Origin of the sequence: Sphingobacterium sp. UBA5996 (genome assembly GCF_002429765.1) — a bacterium.
Lineage (GTDB): Bacteria > Bacteroidota > Bacteroidia > Sphingobacteriales > Sphingobacteriaceae > Sphingobacterium.
In genome coordinates this window covers 65,593-82,480 of sequence record NZ_DJAS01000022.1, presented here as the reverse complement: position 1 = coordinate 82,480, position 16,888 = coordinate 65,593, and the positions used below count along the sequence as shown (strand labels likewise).

General features: G+C 44.9%; 9 protein-coding genes. 3 read left to right on the top strand and 6 right to left on the bottom strand.

Annotation, left to right across the window (positions count from 1 at the left end; genetic code table 11):
* The first annotated feature begins 4 nt into the window (after positions 1–4).
* Entirely contained in the window at positions 5–451 is a 447-nt protein-coding gene (locus B3E00_RS16720) for a hypothetical protein (RefSeq protein WP_293939376.1), read from the top strand.
* Between the two features lie 174 nt (positions 452–625).
* On the opposite strand, the gene B3E00_RS16715 is transcribed toward B3E00_RS16720, so the two are convergent.
* The 6 genes from B3E00_RS16715 to B3E00_RS16690 form a co-directional block, all read right to left on the bottom strand.
* Positions 626–3,472, bottom strand: a complete 2,847-nt coding sequence (locus B3E00_RS16715; RefSeq protein WP_293939374.1) for a M16 family metallopeptidase — start codon at positions 3,470–3,472, stop codon at positions 626–628.
* A gap of 25 nt (positions 3,473–3,497) precedes the next feature.
* Positions 3,498–4,631 carry a TlpA disulfide reductase family protein gene (locus B3E00_RS16710; RefSeq protein ID WP_293939372.1) on the bottom strand — a complete coding sequence of 378 codons (1,134 nt, stop codon included), beginning with the start codon at positions 4,629–4,631 and terminating at the stop codon, positions 3,498–3,500.
* Between the two features lie 12 nt (positions 4,632–4,643).
* On the bottom strand, positions 4,644–6,023 hold the full coding sequence (locus tag B3E00_RS16705) for a RagB/SusD family nutrient uptake outer membrane protein (protein ID WP_293939370.1): 1,380 nt from the start codon (positions 6,021–6,023) through the stop codon (positions 4,644–4,646).
* Positions 6,024–6,040: 17 nt separating this feature from the next.
* A complete protein-coding gene (locus B3E00_RS16700; RefSeq protein ID WP_293939368.1) occupies positions 6,041–9,250 on the bottom strand; it encodes a SusC/RagA family TonB-linked outer membrane protein in 3,210 nt (1,069 codons plus the stop codon).
* 53 nt (positions 9,251–9,303) lie between these two features.
* Positions 9,304–10,401 (bottom strand): FecR family protein, encoded by a 1,098-nt coding sequence (locus B3E00_RS16695; RefSeq protein ID WP_293939366.1) that lies wholly within the window; start codon positions 10,399–10,401, stop codon positions 9,304–9,306.
* 73 nt (positions 10,402–10,474) lie between these two features.
* A complete protein-coding gene (locus tag B3E00_RS16690) occupies positions 10,475–11,065 on the bottom strand; it encodes an RNA polymerase sigma factor (protein WP_293884929.1) in 591 nt (196 codons plus the stop codon).
* 507 nt (positions 11,066–11,572) lie between these two features.
* Here B3E00_RS16690 and B3E00_RS16685 point away from each other — a divergent pair.
* Positions 11,573–14,845, top strand: coding sequence for a SusC/RagA family TonB-linked outer membrane protein (locus B3E00_RS16685; RefSeq protein ID WP_293884930.1), 3,273 nt, complete (start codon positions 11,573–11,575; stop codon positions 14,843–14,845).
* 11 nt (positions 14,846–14,856) lie between these two features.
* The gene (locus B3E00_RS16680; RefSeq protein ID WP_293939364.1) at positions 14,857–16,848 is read left to right on the top strand and encodes a RagB/SusD family nutrient uptake outer membrane protein; all 1,992 of its coding nucleotides are present in this window, start codon (positions 14,857–14,859) and stop codon (positions 16,846–16,848) included.
* Positions 16,849–16,888 lie beyond the last annotated feature (40 nt).

The window sequence follows — 16,888 nt, the reverse complement described above, 5'->3', positions numbered from 1 at the left end:
TGATATGTTGAGGTATATTTACAAGCGATTATTTTTTTCTATAGTCTTCTTGTTATTTTGTTCCTGTAAACTTTATCAAAGCGAGCGGAAAGAAGCTCTGCAGGAAGAACAAACGCAGTCAAAATACAAGCAGCAACTCGATATTTGGTACAGCGGACAGAGAGATAGCCAATCGCGGCATTGGCTTTTTTTGACGGATAGCAGTTTTCGCTTTCATCCCGATAGTGGTTTGTTTGGTAGAAATGGGCAACTGGCGATGTTAGAATCTAACGTAATTACAAGCGAAAGTATGGAGATTTCTACCAATAGCAGCAATAGCCACACCCAAAGGCTACATGAAGCCAGATCAGAAAAGAGCAATGTATGGGCAGCCTTTAATCTTTGGATTATCGTATTTGTTCTGGTGGCAGTTCTTATTGGCTGGAAGTTTCGAAACTTTTTTAAAACATGATGCTGCTTGAAATCATAGATGGGCAAACATAAATTCCAGGGATAGACAATTTCTTTTTTAGGCCAATCAAGATTTTTGGTCAGTACACAAGAAAGCCGCAAAGAATATAGTTCTTTACGGCTTTCATTTTTTAGTGCTTATGACGATAATGAAAGGTCAATAGCCCGGCTGTATTTATTTTTTCACTTCCGGAAGCTGAACGATCTTGATGACGTTCTGGTCACTGATATAGCGTTGGGCAACAGCTTTAACCAGCGCTGGGGTCAGCTTATCGCGTAACGATGCGCGTTCAAAAATACGGTACATATCATCTCCATTGTACAAGTTGCTGTACAGGTAGTTCGACCAGAAATCATTTGTTTTGAGGGCCGACTCATAGCTCAGCCTATCGTTCGCTTTGAATTTGTCGAGATTGACAACAGAAGGTCCTGCTGCTTTTAATTTCTCAATTTCCTCAAGTGAATACTTCGCCAGTTTGTCCGCGTTGGCCACCGAACAGCTGAAAGCTACCGTAAGGGTGTAACGGGCATCAGGCAGCTTGCTATAATCCATCTGGATCGATGGCGAATATACACCACCTTCTTCTTCACGTAGTCGTTCCAACAAACGGATATCCAATACTTCCCGAAAGGCCTGCAAAGCCATGTTATTAGCCTCACTATAGTCATATGGGCCCGAAAGAACAAGATAGACCATCGCTTTGTCTTCTTTGCTCAGCGCCAGCTTTTTCTCGATCTTTCCTGCAGGAATGTGGATGTTTAAATTACGGTAAGCGGGTGCTTTCGACGAGATGCTCGGTAGTCCACCAATATACTTGGCAAGCAAGGGCTTTATTTTTTCAATATCAAAGCTGCCCACAAAAGTAAAATTGTATCCCGAAGCATTGGCAAAACGTTCTTTGTAGATGTCCAAAGCACGCTGAGGATTGATCTGATTGATTTTAGCCAGTGTTAGGCCTGTCCGTCGGATGTTATTGCCCGAAAGGATGGCCATCACCGAGTCTTGGAATACAGCGTCGCCATTTTTATCGCGGTCTTTCAGTCCGTCTTTGGCATTGGCCAGGATACCGGCAACAATGGTCGTGTCCAGACGCGGTTCTGTAAAATATCCATACATCATCTGCAGGGCAAGTTCCAGATCTTTGTTATTGGCGTAGCCGCTCACGCCCTGGGCAGTCTCGCTAATAAAGGGGGAAGCCGAGGCCGTTCGTCCGGCTAATGATTTTTCAAATTGGTCGGCAGTATAGTTGCCCAGTCCGCTGGCAGCAATAAGGCCAACGGCATTCGTCGCGCTCTGAAAATCTTGGTCATCGTAAAGCGATGTTCCACCGTAGGAATATCCCTGAAAGGTGATCTGATTGTTTTGGTAGTTGGTCGGTTTTAAGACTACCCGGACGTCGTTGCTCAACGTCAAAGTCGTGGTTCCTAACCTGCTGTCTTTTTCTTCTTTAACAATTGTACCGGGCTGTACTTCCTGTTTGAGCAGTGGCAGGTCGTTGGCTTCCTCCGAGAATGCAGTCTGCTTCTCTTTGGACAACGTAGCGATCCAACTGTTGATATCGGCCTCTTTCGGCAGATTTGCCTGATCGGCTTCAGGAGCTGAAATAATGATGTCGCGGTTGCTATCGGTTAGATACTGTTGCAAGAGCTGCTGGATATCCGAAAGGCTGACCGCCGGAAGCATTTCGCGCGTCAATTTCATTTCATGATCGATGCCCGGAGATGCTACATCGTTCAGAAAATGCTGGATATATTCCTGCACGTACTGTTCGGATGCAATTTTGTCTTTTTCTTGCAGCATATTTTCCATTCCGCTCATATAGGTATCTTTAGCGCGCTGCAGCTCCGTGGCTGTAAATCCATATTCTTTGGCTCGCAGCAGCTCGCGCCATACTGCATCAAATCCTTCTTTCAGACGGCCGGGTTTGGCGGTGAGCTGAATCTGGAATACATCCAGTCCGCCCATAAAGCCATTTAGTGATGCCCCGCCGCTCAAGAATGGCGGATTGGATAGCCGAAATAACGGACTATATCGCCCTGCCATCATGGTGTTAAACAAGGTCTTGATCAGGTTGTGCTTATAGTCCGACAGGTTCTGTAATTTCCGCTCAGGGTGTTTGATGCTGATATCGATGGACGTTGCGGTAATTTCAGGATCCGTCACCACCATAAATTGGTTCTTGCCCTGCAACGGAATGGTATACGTTTGGCGGGGTGTAGGCTTAACAGGGTTTTTAAGCGCCGAAAACTGCTTTTTGAGAAGTTGCTCGGTCTGATCGACATCGATGTCGCCGACCACAATAACGGCTTGCAGGTTGGGGCGGTACCAGTTTTTGTAGAAACTTTCAATTTCCCGGTAGGGAAAATGTTGAATGACTTCTTCTGTACCGATGGGAATACGCTGGGCATATAGAGACTGATTAAGCGCTACGGGCAAGGTCTTGTCCTGAATGCGCTCGCCCAAGCTCTTGCCGGCACGTTTTTCTTCCAAAATCACGCCGCGCTCTTTGTCGATTTCTCGATGTGTTAAACTGATGCCCTGTGCCCAGTCCTGAAGAATCTGAAAGCCATTGCCAACAAGTTTGCTATCATTGGAGGGCAGCTGCAGTTGGTACACGGTTTCGTTGAAGCTGGTATACGCATTGATATCGGCTCCAAAGCTGATTCCATTTTTTTGCAGGTAGTCAACTAGGCTGTTGTCGGGATAATGCGTCGTGCCGTTGAAGGCCATATGCTCCAGAAAATGCGCCAGCCCACGTTGCTTTTCGTTCTCCAGGATTGATCCTACCTTGTTGACCAGATACATATAAACACGTTCTTGGGGTTCGGTATTCTTGCGGATATAATAGGTGAGTCCATTGGCCAGTTTACCATAACGGACGCTTTTGTCAAAAGGTAAAATGCTGGTGTCAGCTTCGTGGTGTGCCCACACGATTTCAATCGCTCCGGAGGACGCATTGCTATAAGCAAGCACCGGACTAAAACCTAACAACGACAGGTAGAGCAGTCTTTTTAAATGCATATAATTGAGTGTATAAAATAGCGAATTAGAATATATTTTTTAGCGTTTCATAAAGAGCATCGCCACGAAGGTTGATGCCGATGATTTTACCTGTGGGATCCAATAAATAATTGGAGGGGATACTTTTGATATGATACTGGAGGCTTACCTGACCCTCTGGATCAACCACATTGGTCCAGGTCATACCGTCATCCGAGACGGCTTTTTTCCAGTTGTTGAGTGCGAAATCTGTGGAGACGCCCAATACTTCAAATCCCTTTGCCTTAAAAGCATTATAGGCTTTTTGCACATGCTCGTTTTCCACGCGGCAGGGTACACACCAGCTGGCCCAGAAATCAACGAGCACATATTTGCCCCGGAAATCGGTCAGCTTCACCTGCTGGCCTGTAGTGTCAGCTAATGAAAATTCTGGTGCAATATCGTCGATTTTTAGATTTTGGAGGTTGGCGAGCTGATTTTTTACCTCCTGTCCCAGCGGAGATTCCTGCAGTGAAGGCGTCAGTTTGTTGAATAACTCGGATACAATTTTTTGATTGCTGGAATCTTTCAGCAGGGCTTGTAGTTTAAAAAGGCTCAGTACACGATCGCTATGCTGCTGCACATAATTGATCTGCGCTGTCTGTAGTGCCGCAGACCACTTGTTGAGGCTCACGTCAATCGCGTTGATGGTGGTCCGTGCCGGCGAATCCATGCGAAAACTATCTTGGGAAAAGGTATTCTCTGCCTCGAAATAGGCAGCCATTAGGGTATTGATGCTGTCGAGTATGATCTCGTTCGCTTTGTCAAAACTTCTGGCTTTGGTATTGAGTGCTGAACCAGCAATCTCCGCTTGGTTGAGCTGACCAAACCGGGCCCGAATGTTAATCTTGCCCGGGTGAAGATAAAAATCCAATGTTTCAGATCGTTCCCCCGCAGTATTCATGTAAAATAGGTTCGCGATTTCGGGTCCTTCGGAAGTACCTGTAAAGCGAAAATGACCTTGTTCCAGCCGGGCAGAATCAAGCAGGAGATCGGAACCAAAACGTTGCAGAAACAGTTTTCCCTGTTGATTTTTTGGTACGCCCGCGAGCGTTCCCTGAAGGTGGTAGGTTGCTTTTTCCTGCGCCTTAACGAAGCATATGGAATAAAAAAAGGCAAAAGCTAATAGCGTAACTCTCATTGTATATCGTGTTTAGTTGTTATATCCCGGATTTTGCGTTAATTGCCTGTTATTTTGAAGCTCAACGGTCGGTAAAGGGTAGAGCTGGGCAAACGTCTTCCAGATGGTCGGTTTTGCTTTTTTCATCACATTATCGGCTAATCCCAAACGTTTGAGGGTAAACCAACGGTCGCCCCATTCGAAACAGAGTTCGACACGGCGTTCTTGCACGATTGCTGCACTGACCTGAGATTTGGTTAAACCATCGGATAAATTCGAAAGTCCCGCACGCCGGCGTATCGTATTGAGGTCTTCAACTGCTGTTGGCAGACCAAGTTCCAGACGTGCCTCGGCTCGGTTGAGGTATTGTTCTCCCAGGCGCAGTACCGACGTATACTCATTGTTTGCAGATCCGGCTTCGCCGTCCGAACGGTATTTGTTGATCTGATAGCCGTTTACCGTTTCTTCAAAACGGACAAAGTTTTCTTTCCGTTTATCGTTCTCCTCAAAGGCTTGCAAAAGACCCGTTGGATCTTCAGTCACGCCAAAGCTGGCAAATTCTCCTTTTATACCGATACCAATGGAGGCGCCCATACTGTTCCATAGCTGCAATATCTGCTCGGGATTATTTTTGGTGAAGATATCCATTGGCTCAGCCCCATCCGCACGGTCAAAGTGGCCCAGTTGGAACAACTGCGACTGTGCAATCACCTGACTGGCGGCCTCCTCGGCTTTGGTCCACTCTTTGGTGAATAGGTATACACGCGAGAGCAGAGCCAGTGCTGCCCACTTATTGGCCTTGACGCGTTCGCCCGGATAATCTGATGCCAAAAGCTGGCTGGCATCTTGCAGATCTTGAATGACCTGCGTATACACTGCCGCTGCCGCCGCGCGCGGTTTGAGGCGCTCTTCCGGGTAATTGGTCGTCAGCACCAAAGGAATATCGCCATAGAGGTTGACCAAAAAATAGTAATTGAGGGCACGCATAAATTTGGCCTGACCAATGGCCTCATCTTTGCCCGCTTGTGTCATGCCCTTGGATTGTCCAACGCCTTCAATGATTGCATTACTAACCCCAATGATGGAATATAGATTTCCCCAAAAGTCATTCGTCTGCGCCGAAAAGGGATTGAGGTTGTAGCTGTACATAAAACTATAGCCTGGGTTGAAGCTATTGACACCGGGTGTCAACTCGTCAGAAGATAATCCCGTGTTCAGTGAAAGATCATTTTGATAAGCAGCAAATCGGCCATACATCCCGACCACCACACTGTCGGCCATGGTGTCATTCGCATAAATTTGGTCCGTCGTGTAGATATATTTTGGTGTCACCTCCAGCAGCTTGTTGCAACTGCTTGCAACGACAGCAACAGGTAAAAGGAGGCTGAATAATTTGATATAGTTGGTTTTCATATCCGTAGTCTAATGGTTTAAAATGAGGTCCGTATCCCTAGTGTAAATGTGCGCAGCATCGGCATATCCACGCCGGTCTCTGGATCTGTACCCTTGTAGCTGGTGATCGTCAGTAGATTGGCCCCAGTAGCATAAGCGCGCAGGTTTTTAAGTTTTAGCTTCTCGAGAATCTTGCCTGGTACCGAATAGCTCAAAGTAATATTGCTTAAACGGATGTACGACCCGTCCACAAAATTGGCACCGGATGAATTGTAATTGGACATGGTGCTGGAGTTGGTGGTATAGGCCGGAAATTTAGCTTCTTCACCCGGATGTTGCCATCTGTCCAAGACAATTGCGGGGGCATTGATGACGCTTCCGGCACTCGTAAAGGGATAATTATAAATATGTGTGTTCTTTTTGAAACTGAAAAACACGTCTAGATCAAAGTTTTTATAATTGAACGAGTTGCCCAGACCACCAAAGAATGTCGGAATATTGTTCGCCAAAGGGACATAGTCATCTGGAAAACTGATAAAACCGTCGCCATTCACATCGCGGAATTGCGGTTGCCCATCTGCAGCGTTGATTCCCAGATATTCATAACCCCAGATCAGATTTAATGGTTTACCGATCTGATAAGTAAGGCTATTGGAAGAACTTGCAAGATTGGGATAAGACAAGAGCTTGTTGCGGTTGATACTCATCGTAAAGTTTGTTTTCCAGGTGAAAGCCAATGTATTGATCGGCGTGGTCTGGAGGCTAAATTCCCAGCCGCTATTCTGTACATTGGCATCCAGGTTTTGATTGACCGAACTAAAACCCACCTGTGTAGGTAATCCATAGCCAACTAATTGATTGCCCGACCGATTGCGGTAATAGTTTGCTTCAAAGATAATGCGGTCTTTCAAGAAGCCCATTTCAGCAGCAAGGTCAAGTTTTTTGTTGACTTCCCACTGATAATTTGCATTGAATGGGTTCTTGGGAAGATAGCCCTGCCCCTGGTAATTGTCGAATATACGTTCGTAATTGACGAAATAGGAGTAGTCGCCAATATTATCATTACCCGTCAGACCATAGCTGCCGCGCAATTTGGCAAAACTCAAGCCAAACTGATTATCCTTTAGCCAGCTCTCTTCGCTGAGGATCCAGGCTGCACCGACAGACCAAAAGTTACCATATTTTTTCCCTGGACCAAAACGGGAAGAGCCGTCACGTCTGACGGTTGCATTGATGACATATTTTTGGTCAAATGTCCATCCCATACGAGCAAATCCCGAAAGAAAACGATACTGAGTGTCCTTGGGCTCGATGTTGATAATTGGTGCGGCAGTGATGTCCCTAATCTGACTGTCGTCTGTATAGCCGTTTCCACTTGTGGTAATTGCTGAATTACCGCGATGGATATAAGTACCCCCGATAAGGGCACGAAATGAACTGCGCCCTACGATCAGATCGTAATTCAGCTGAGGCTCAAAATTGAAGGTAGCGGCGCTGGCCTTAGTAAAACTGTTGTTGCCCAAGATGTTTTCGGACGGCCGGAATGATCTCCGTGGATTGATGGCGAGCTGGTCCATTTTCATGCGCGTATAACCGGTATTGATTTTGGCCACGAGATTAGGTAACAACTCATAACTCAGCGCAATATTGCCGATTAAATTTTTAGTTTTATTTTCAAGCGTACGCTCCAGCGCAGCAATGGGGTTATCTATAGTCCAATTCAATTCTCCATCAGCATCGTAAAGGGAGAAATTTGGAGGCAGGGTCTGAAAGTTGGTAAACGATAGTGGAATGACTTCGTTTTTATCCGTTGCATAGCTCGCCGAAAGGGAAGCTTTAAATTTGCCGTCGTTACTGTTGTAGTCGAGGTTACTTCGGAAGTTACCGACGGAAAGACCATTTTTCTTTTGATATACGGTATTTTCACGCCTAAATCCACCGCCAAGGAGGTAGTTGAAACCTGATGATCCACCCGATAGCGATAATTCAGCATTGGATGTATGGGCGACATTGCCAAAATATTCTTTTTGCCAGTTGTGATCTTCAGTTTGGCTCCATTTCAGCAGGTCAGGGTAGTCATTGGGCGTAAGTTCGACACCATCGTTTTTTGCAGCTTCACGCCGCATCTCCAGATATTGGGCGGTATTGAGCATTTTTACATAGTTAGCGATAGAACCAAAACTATGGTAATAATCAGCACTGAGGGTGGGGAGACCTGCCTTACCGCGTTTGGTCGTGATCAGGATCACACCATTGGCACCCCGGGCGCCATAGATGGCGGTAGCATCTGCATCTTTAAGTACTTCAATGCTGGCAATCGTGCTTGGGTCGATACTTTTAAAAGGGCTTTCACCCAAATAGGAGGAGGTGAGGCCATTCGCACCGATATAGGCGAGTGAATTGCTATTAAAAGGAATACCATCAACAATGTACAAGGGTTGTCGCGCTTCACCATCCTGGTTGACGGTATTAATACCCCGTATCTGCACTTGGGTCTGTATGCCCGGTAACCCGTTGAGGGTATTGATCATCATACCGGGAACCCGATTTTGGAGCGCAATGAGTGGATCTGCTGTCGGTGTTTTCTCAATGGTGGCTGCAGTGACACTAGAAGTAGAGCCCGTATTGAGCCGTTTGGATACCTCTTGCCCATACGACAGTACGCTAACTTCATCAAGCAGGTTCTGCGTCTGCAACAGTTGCATGGTAACGGTGTTTTGGCTAGTTGACACAGCAAGCTGCCTTTCTTCGTAACCAACGGAACTGAATACTAAGGTATCCGTATGGCTGGTCCGCTCGATTTTAAAAGCGCCTTTATCATTGGTGAAAGTGACTTTGTCGTTGCTTTTGTTGTAAACGGTTACCAATTCTACGGGACCGGATTTGTCCCGTACAGTGCCGTCCACAAAAAGCTGTTTGGCAGGTTGCTGTTGTTTTTGATGCTGTTGGCCGCTTTTCTCCCGCGGAAGAATGGTGATCTCTTTTCCAACGATCTTAAAAGTGAACGGTAAATCCTTAAAGGCTTCTTCAAGAACATCACGCAAGGCTTTATCCTTTGCCTGAACTTTAACGACGGTATTAAGGTCTATCTGATTGCCGGAAGCAATGATGTTATAGCCTGTCTGTTGTCGGATGGTTGAAAAAAGTTCTTTGAGTGTTGGTTTGCCCTGATAATTGAGCTGTTGACCAACGACTGTGCTACCAGCAAGAAGCGACGTGACCAATAGCAAGTTTTTTAGACGATTCATCGGGTCTGTGATTTAGGTTAATGTGTTTAGATTTCTGTATTAAAAAGGCTTCGTTATTTATTTTTGTGGACAACTATTTTGCCGTCACGATAGTTAAAGTTTAATTGACCGGTGCTTTCCAAAAAGGTAAGCGTTTTGGTCAATGATTGATTTTTGTCGATAGATCCCCAAAAGACAAGCTGTTTTGTAGCAGAGTCTTCGTATTCAAAATCTACATTGTACCATCTCGAAAGTGTAGCCAAAATGGCATCGAGCCGTTCGTTGTCAAATAGGAAATATCCTTTCTTCCAGGCCGTCGCTGCTTCGATATTGGCCGGTAGAATCTGGATCGATGTCTTGGAGATGAGCGATCGCTGTCCGGGTACAAGCAGGCGTTGATTTACATCGACCGAACCTTCAAGCAGCGTAGTTTCCACAAACTCGCGGTTGTCATAACTGTTGATGTTAAATATGGTGCCCAATACCTTGACTTCTTGATTTCTGGATTTTACGATAAAGGGTTGATGTGGATTTTTGCTTACTTCAAAATAGGCTTCTCCTGTTAACGAGACTTCCCGCTTGGCGGCAGAAAATTGCATTGGATAGGTGAGTGTCGAAGCAGCGTTCAGCCATACTTTACTCCCATCGGGCAGGTTGACCTGATATTGACCACCTTTGGGAACTTCAACAATCAGTTCGCGCGATTGCAATTCCGTGTCGCTCACAGGCGATCCATCTAAATAGACAGCCGTACCGTTGACGATCTTAACACCCGATTTGCCTCCGTTGAGTGCGATGCTTGATCCGTCTTCCAATTTCAGGATGGCCTTTTCTTGTCCGGGTTTGAATTGATCTATCGCGGCTAGAGTATCGCGATGCGACTGTCCACGCGGGATAAAGAGTAAAGCAAAAGCAATCAGCAGGACGGCAGCTGCAGCGCTGATCCAAGCGGCTCTCCGGTACAATGGACTACGCGAAGCTGGTTTTGCATCAAGCTGCTCCTGGATTTGTAGGAGTATGGCATTTTTTCGGTCTTCCTGGGCGGCGCCGTCTAGTTCCCATTCCACAGCTTGCTGCGATTCGTACCACGATTCTATCAGCTGGTTTTCCGCCGCTGAACTGATGCCGAGTTCGTATTTCAATAAGATTTCTGCAATGTTTTTCTGTTCCATGAGCGCCATTGTTTATAGTATAGTTGCACCAAAACGTATTTGGTGGTAGATAAATATTAAAAAATGATGAAATTTATTTTAAATCGATGAGAAGGAGGAGAAGAAGCGAATAGAGACCTTGTTTCTTGAGGTTGTTTCTCAGAATGTTCAGTGCGTTGCTGATCTGTTTTTTGACCGTTTGGTCAGAGATGTCGAGACGTTCTGCAATTTCCTTATAACTAAGTTGTTCCTGTCGGCTCAATAGAAATACCTCTTTCATTTTTGCTGGGAGCCGTTCAATTTCACGATCAATAATCTGCTGAAGCTCCTTACCTTGCTGCTGGTCACTCAACGAAAATCCGGTTACTTCAATATATTCCAAAATAGACGCAATCAGCTTTTTTTGATTGCCTTGGGTTCGGTGATAGAAAAGAGCGCTCTTGCGGGCAGCCCCGTATAACCAGCCGTGAATATCCTGTATTTCGGACGATTGTGTCTTATTCCAGAGGTTGACGAAAATATTCTGTAAAAGATCCTCAGCATCGGTCTGGTCTTTCACCAGTTTGGACAGATAAATTAATAGTGGATCCCAATAAGATTTAAAAACAAGGTCGAACACCTGCCTGTCACCCTGCTGTAGGCGCTGAAGGATATATTTAGATTCGATCTCATTTTTAAGATTCACGTTAGTCGTAGTAGGTGACGACAAACTTAGATAAATTTGTGATTATTTGCAATAAAAGGTCCCGCTCGATTTTTAATGCCTAACTGTTTTATGCAAATTTTTGTTCCGGGGGTTTCATTCCAATGGCGCCAACTGGATTGCTTAACTACCGTCATACTTTCTGGATGATGCCACAGGATAGTTGGGTAAAATAGCTATTTTAAAGGCCTAGACATTAAAATTTGAACAATTTTGCGTCGAATTTGAACATCCAATTCTCCCATTCCCCCTAATTTTGGAATACCATTTTTTTAAAAGGAATCACACAGTTCTGTTTTATAAATCTCATAAGATCGTTGAGCAATATAATAACTGACTCCTTTGAAGAATTGGAATAACCAACAAAAAATAACACCTGATCATTCTGTAGTTCTAAAGTTTTCGGATAGCTATATGGCGCTTTTACAGCGGCTGCCTTTCCGGCAATTACAACTGAATAATCGACTAATCACTATTAAACTATAAAAAATGAACAGAAATTATGTTGAAAAGGATGTCATCCACGCCAAATATAAAGGCATGGTGACGTGGAAAATGATTGCATTGTTAGCCGTGTCATTTAATGCCACCGTAAAAGCAATGCCTTACGCGACTGATCCAACATTTGCCGTGTTGAAAACAGGAGGAAAATTAAACCAAATAACAATCAGTGGTACCGTTTCAGCGGATAATGAGCGGCTTTCGGGCGTATCTGTGAAGGTAAAAGGATCTGATCTGGGAACGAAAACCGACCAAAACGGAGCGTTCAAGATTAACGTGAACGATGCGAATGCAGTACTTGTATTTTCCATGGTGGGATACGATAGTCAGGAGGTCTCTATCGCAGGTAGAACGCAGATTGATGTTGTGCTCAAATCCGGATTTTCTCAATTGGAGGAAGTCGTGGTGGTAGGTTTCGGTACACAAAAGCGCGAAAACTTGACGGGATCTGTAGCTGTAGTCGATTCGAAACAATTGGAAAATAGACCCGTTAGAAATGCGATTCAGGCATTGCAGGGATTGGCTCCCGGGCTCAATATCTCCCAAAACAGTGGAACACTGGAAAGTAATCCCACTATAAATATTCGGGGCACGGGTACCATCGGTACGTCTTCATCGTCTCCATTGATCCTGATCGATGGTTCTGAGGGCTCATTGTCGGCATTAAATCCGCAGGATATTGAAAATATTTCGGTGCTTAAAGATGCTGGCGCTGCGTCAATTTATGGTTCACGGGCAGCTTTTGGTGTTATTTTAGTGACCACAAAATCAGGTAAGTCGGGCAAAACAACGACAAATTACAACAATAGTTTTCGCATCAATGCGCCAACACTGTTGCCGAAAATGATGGACTCCTGGACTTTTGCCAATTATTTTAACCAGGCAGACGAAAATTTTGGAAGCCAGGGTGAATTCAGTGCAGATGATTTGAAACGTATTTTAGATTACAAAAATGGCGTCATCTCGGCCTCTATCATACCCAATCCAAAAAACCAATCCTACTGGGCAGATGGCTATGGCTATGGCAACGATAATGTGGATTGGTTCGATACCATGTATAAAGACCATGCATTTGCACAAGAACACAATTTAAGTATTAATGGTGGGACTGAAAAAACAACCTATTACCTGTCGGGAAATTTTATGAAGCAGCAGGGCATGATGGCCTTCAATACCGACCATTATGATCGATACGCGATTTCGGCAAAGATAAATTCCAAATTGTCCGATATTTTAACCGTCGGATACAATGCGCGTCTCGTTCGGGAGGATTATCAAAGACCAGCCGCACTGACAAATTCCTTTTATGACGATCTTGGTCGCCAAGGATGGCCAACGCTGCCGCTCTATGATCCAAATGGACATTTATACAGTTCGCCGTCGCCAGCACTGGGTATGCGTGACGGTGGTACGGACAAATCAACCAAAGACTATATTTATCAGCAATTGCAATTGACCTTGGAACCTATCCGCGGCTGGAAAACCATTGCTAACATCAATTATCGTACGACGACGCAATTCCGCCATTGGGATTCTCAAAAATTGTACAACTATGATGTGAAGGGCGAGCCTTATGTGTACAAAAGCAACTCCAATGTGTATGAATACGCGTGGAAAGAAAATTATTATAACATTAGTGCCCATTCAGAATATGATAAACGTATAGGAGATCATCATTTTAAAACAATGGTCGGTTTTCAGGTTGAAAATACCGCTTACCGCGATCTATCGGCACAGCGTGATGGCATTTTGGTTCCCGGCCAGCCTGTTCTTAATCTGACCTCTAGCACAGATTATGATGGAAAACCTACCGTGCCAACGGTGACAGGGCAATATCAGAACTGGGCCAATGCCGGATTTTTTGGACGTATCAATTACGATTATGCGGATAAATATCTAATAGAAGGTAACTTACGCTATGATGGCTCGTCGCGTTTTAGAGCAGATAGCCGCTGGGGCTGGTTCCCATCCGTTTCTGCAGGCTGGAACATCTCCAAAGAAAAGTTCTTTACGGATAATGTTTCCTTTGTCAACTATTTGAAATTAAGGGCCTCGTATGGGGAGTTGGGCAATCAGAATACCACAGACTGGTATCCTACGTATATACTGTTACCGGTCGGCATTACCAACGGAGCCTGGCTGATCAACAATACGCGGCCCAATACTGCTAGCGCAGCAGGGTTGGTGAGTTCGACCTTAACCTGGGAATCGATCAACACGCTGAATGCGGGAATAGATTTTGGGCTATTGAATAACCGTTTAACGGGTTCATTTGAAGTATTTAAACGTAAAACGCTTGATATGGTGGGACCGGCACCACAGTTGCCTGCCGTCTTGGGAACGCAGGTGCCACAAACCAATAATACCGATTTGGAGACAAAAGGATTTGAAGCGACCATTGGCTGGACCGATAGGACCGACGGCGGATTTCGCTACAGTACCAAATTCTTAGTGTCGGATTATAGTACAACAGTGACCAATTATCCGAATAAGACCGGAAGTCTCGATGAAGATACCTACCGGACAGGGCAGCGTCTGGGAGAAATTTGGGGATATACAACCATTGGCATCGCAAAATCGCAGCAAGAAATGGATGCCCACCTGGCATCGTTGCCGAATGGCGGGCAAAATGACCTCGGAAGCCAATGGGGTGCGGGCGATATCATGTACAAAGATTTAAATGGCGATGGAAAAATCGGATCTGGAAGCAGTACCGAAAGTAATCCGGGAGACCGAAGCATCATCGGAAATAGTACACCGCGCTATTCGTTTGGTTTCAACTTCAATGGTGATTATAAGAATTTTGACTTCAGTCTATTCTTACAAGGTGTCATGAAACGTGATTACTGGCAGGGGGGATACTACTTCTGGGGAGCTACAAGTAATAAGTGGTGGTCAACAGGGCTGAAAGAACATGAAGATTATTTCCGGACAGCCGATAATGCGCTTGGTGAAAATCTGGATGCTTACTATGCACGTCCGATATTTGGTACCGATAAAAATCAGCAAGCACAAACCCGATATTTACAAAACGCAGCGTATATCCGCATCAAAAATATTCAGGTCGGTTATACTGTTCCAATGGAGACAACAAAGCGCTTTGGAATTTCAAAACTTAGAGTTTATATCTCCGGTGAGAATGTATGGACAGGCTCCAAAGTTGAGGGCATGTATGATCCTGAAACAATTGATGGCGGCAGCAACGGAACGGTCTATCCATTAACTAAAGTTTGGTCTGCAGGTTTAAGTGCTACATTTTAATAATTAATACCATGAAATTAAATACAACAACGATAAAATTCTTTTTGGGAGCGGTACTGATCGCAGCGACAGCTTCATGTAATAAATATTTGGATATTACGCCACCCTCTCAAATCGTACCGGAAGCTTACCTGAATGAGGAATCCCAGCTGGCCGCTTACACCGTTGGCCGCTATGCAGGCCTGCTTCCTTCGCATGCAAACTGGAACTTTGGAACATTTGGTATCGATGCCAATTCGGACAATATGATCAACCCCACCTTTGACAACCGGTATAATCCCGGACAGTGGCGTGTCGATGCAAAAGATGGGGATTGGAAGTTTGAGAATATCTATCAAATGAATTATTTCCTCAAAAATGTGCTGCCTAAATGGAAAAACAACCAGATCCTCGGAAATTCCGAAAATGTGGCGCATTACATCGGCGAAGCGTATTTTTTAAGGGCCTATGAGTATTTTAATAAGCTTCAGAATCTAGGGGATTTTCCGATCGTAAAAGATGTTTATAACGACGGCGAAAAACAGGCCTTGATTAATGCAAGCATGCGCTCGCCTCGAAATGAGGTGGCACGTTTTATACTGTCTGATCTGGATTCGGCTATTACGCTTTTAAAAAGTGCATCTCCTGACGGGAAAAAACAACGTATTTCCAAAAATGTAGCCCTGCTGATGAAATCGCGCGTCGCTTTGTACGAGGGTACATGGTTAAAATATTTCAAAGGAACGGCTTTTGTCCCTAATGGCCCGAATTGGCCGGGTAAAAACAAGGCCTTCACGGCAAATTACAATTACCCGCTCGGAAGCATTGATAATGAAATAAACTATTTTTTAGATCAGGCAATGGGTGCCGCGAAAACTGTAGCAGACAATATTCTTTTGGTTGAAAATAGTGGAATTATCGAATCGCCAAACAATGAAAATCCGTATTTCAGTATGTTTGGCGCAGTGGATATGTCCGGATATAGTGAAGTACTTTTATGGCGGCAATACAATCTTTCTCTTGTCACACACAACGTACCCGTGTACGCGCAGAGCGGAAACTATGCAGTAGGCATGACTAGGGGTATGGTCGAAAGTTTCTTGATGGGCAATGGTCTGCCAATTTATGCCGCGGGTAGCGGTTACCATGGCGATGATTACATTGCTGATGTGCGAAAAGACAGAGATGACAGACTGCAGTTATTCCTTAAAGAGCCTGGACAACGCAATGTATTGGTCAACACAACAGTGGGATCGCATGGAACCGCCGTTGAACCGGTGCCTAGAATTTACGATTCGAGCTGGGAAACGCGCTATACCACTGGGTATACAATCCGCAAAGGAATTTCATACGATGGCCAGCAGACTAATAACGGACAGGCGTATACGGGCAGTGTGACATTCCGCGCCAGTGAAGCTTATTTAAATTATATTGAAGCTGCCTACGAACGTAATGGAAATTTAGATAATACCGCGCGTAACTATTGGGCAAAATTGAGAGAGCGTGCCAAAGTATCTACGGATATCGATAAGACCATAGGTGCAACAGATATGACCAAAGAAAAGTTGGATTGGGGAAGTTATTCCGCAGGTATCCAGGTGAATGCAACGCTGTATAATATCCGCAGAGAGCGTCGGAATGAATTGATGGCGGAAGGACTGCGCCTAATGGATCTAAAACGCTGGAGAGCGATGGATCAATTAATCACGACTCCATACCACTTTGAAGGATTTAAATTATGGGGACCAATGAAAAGCTGGTATACCGCCGGTCAATTGATTTATGGTGCTACCAATGACAAGGCTGTGGTATCGGACCCTGCTTTAAGCGTATATCTGAGACCATTGGAAATAAAAAGTAGTGCGCTTTCTTATGCCGGAGCAAAATTCGTCATGGCACATTACCTTTCGCCGATCGCCGTAGAACATTTTCAATTGACATCGACCGACGGGTCTGTTGAAAATTCTATAATCTATCAAAATCCGGGCTGGCCTACTGTGGCTGGACAGTCTCCTACGAACTAATTGGAACAGATCATTCCGGGAAATGCCATCGCAAAATTGT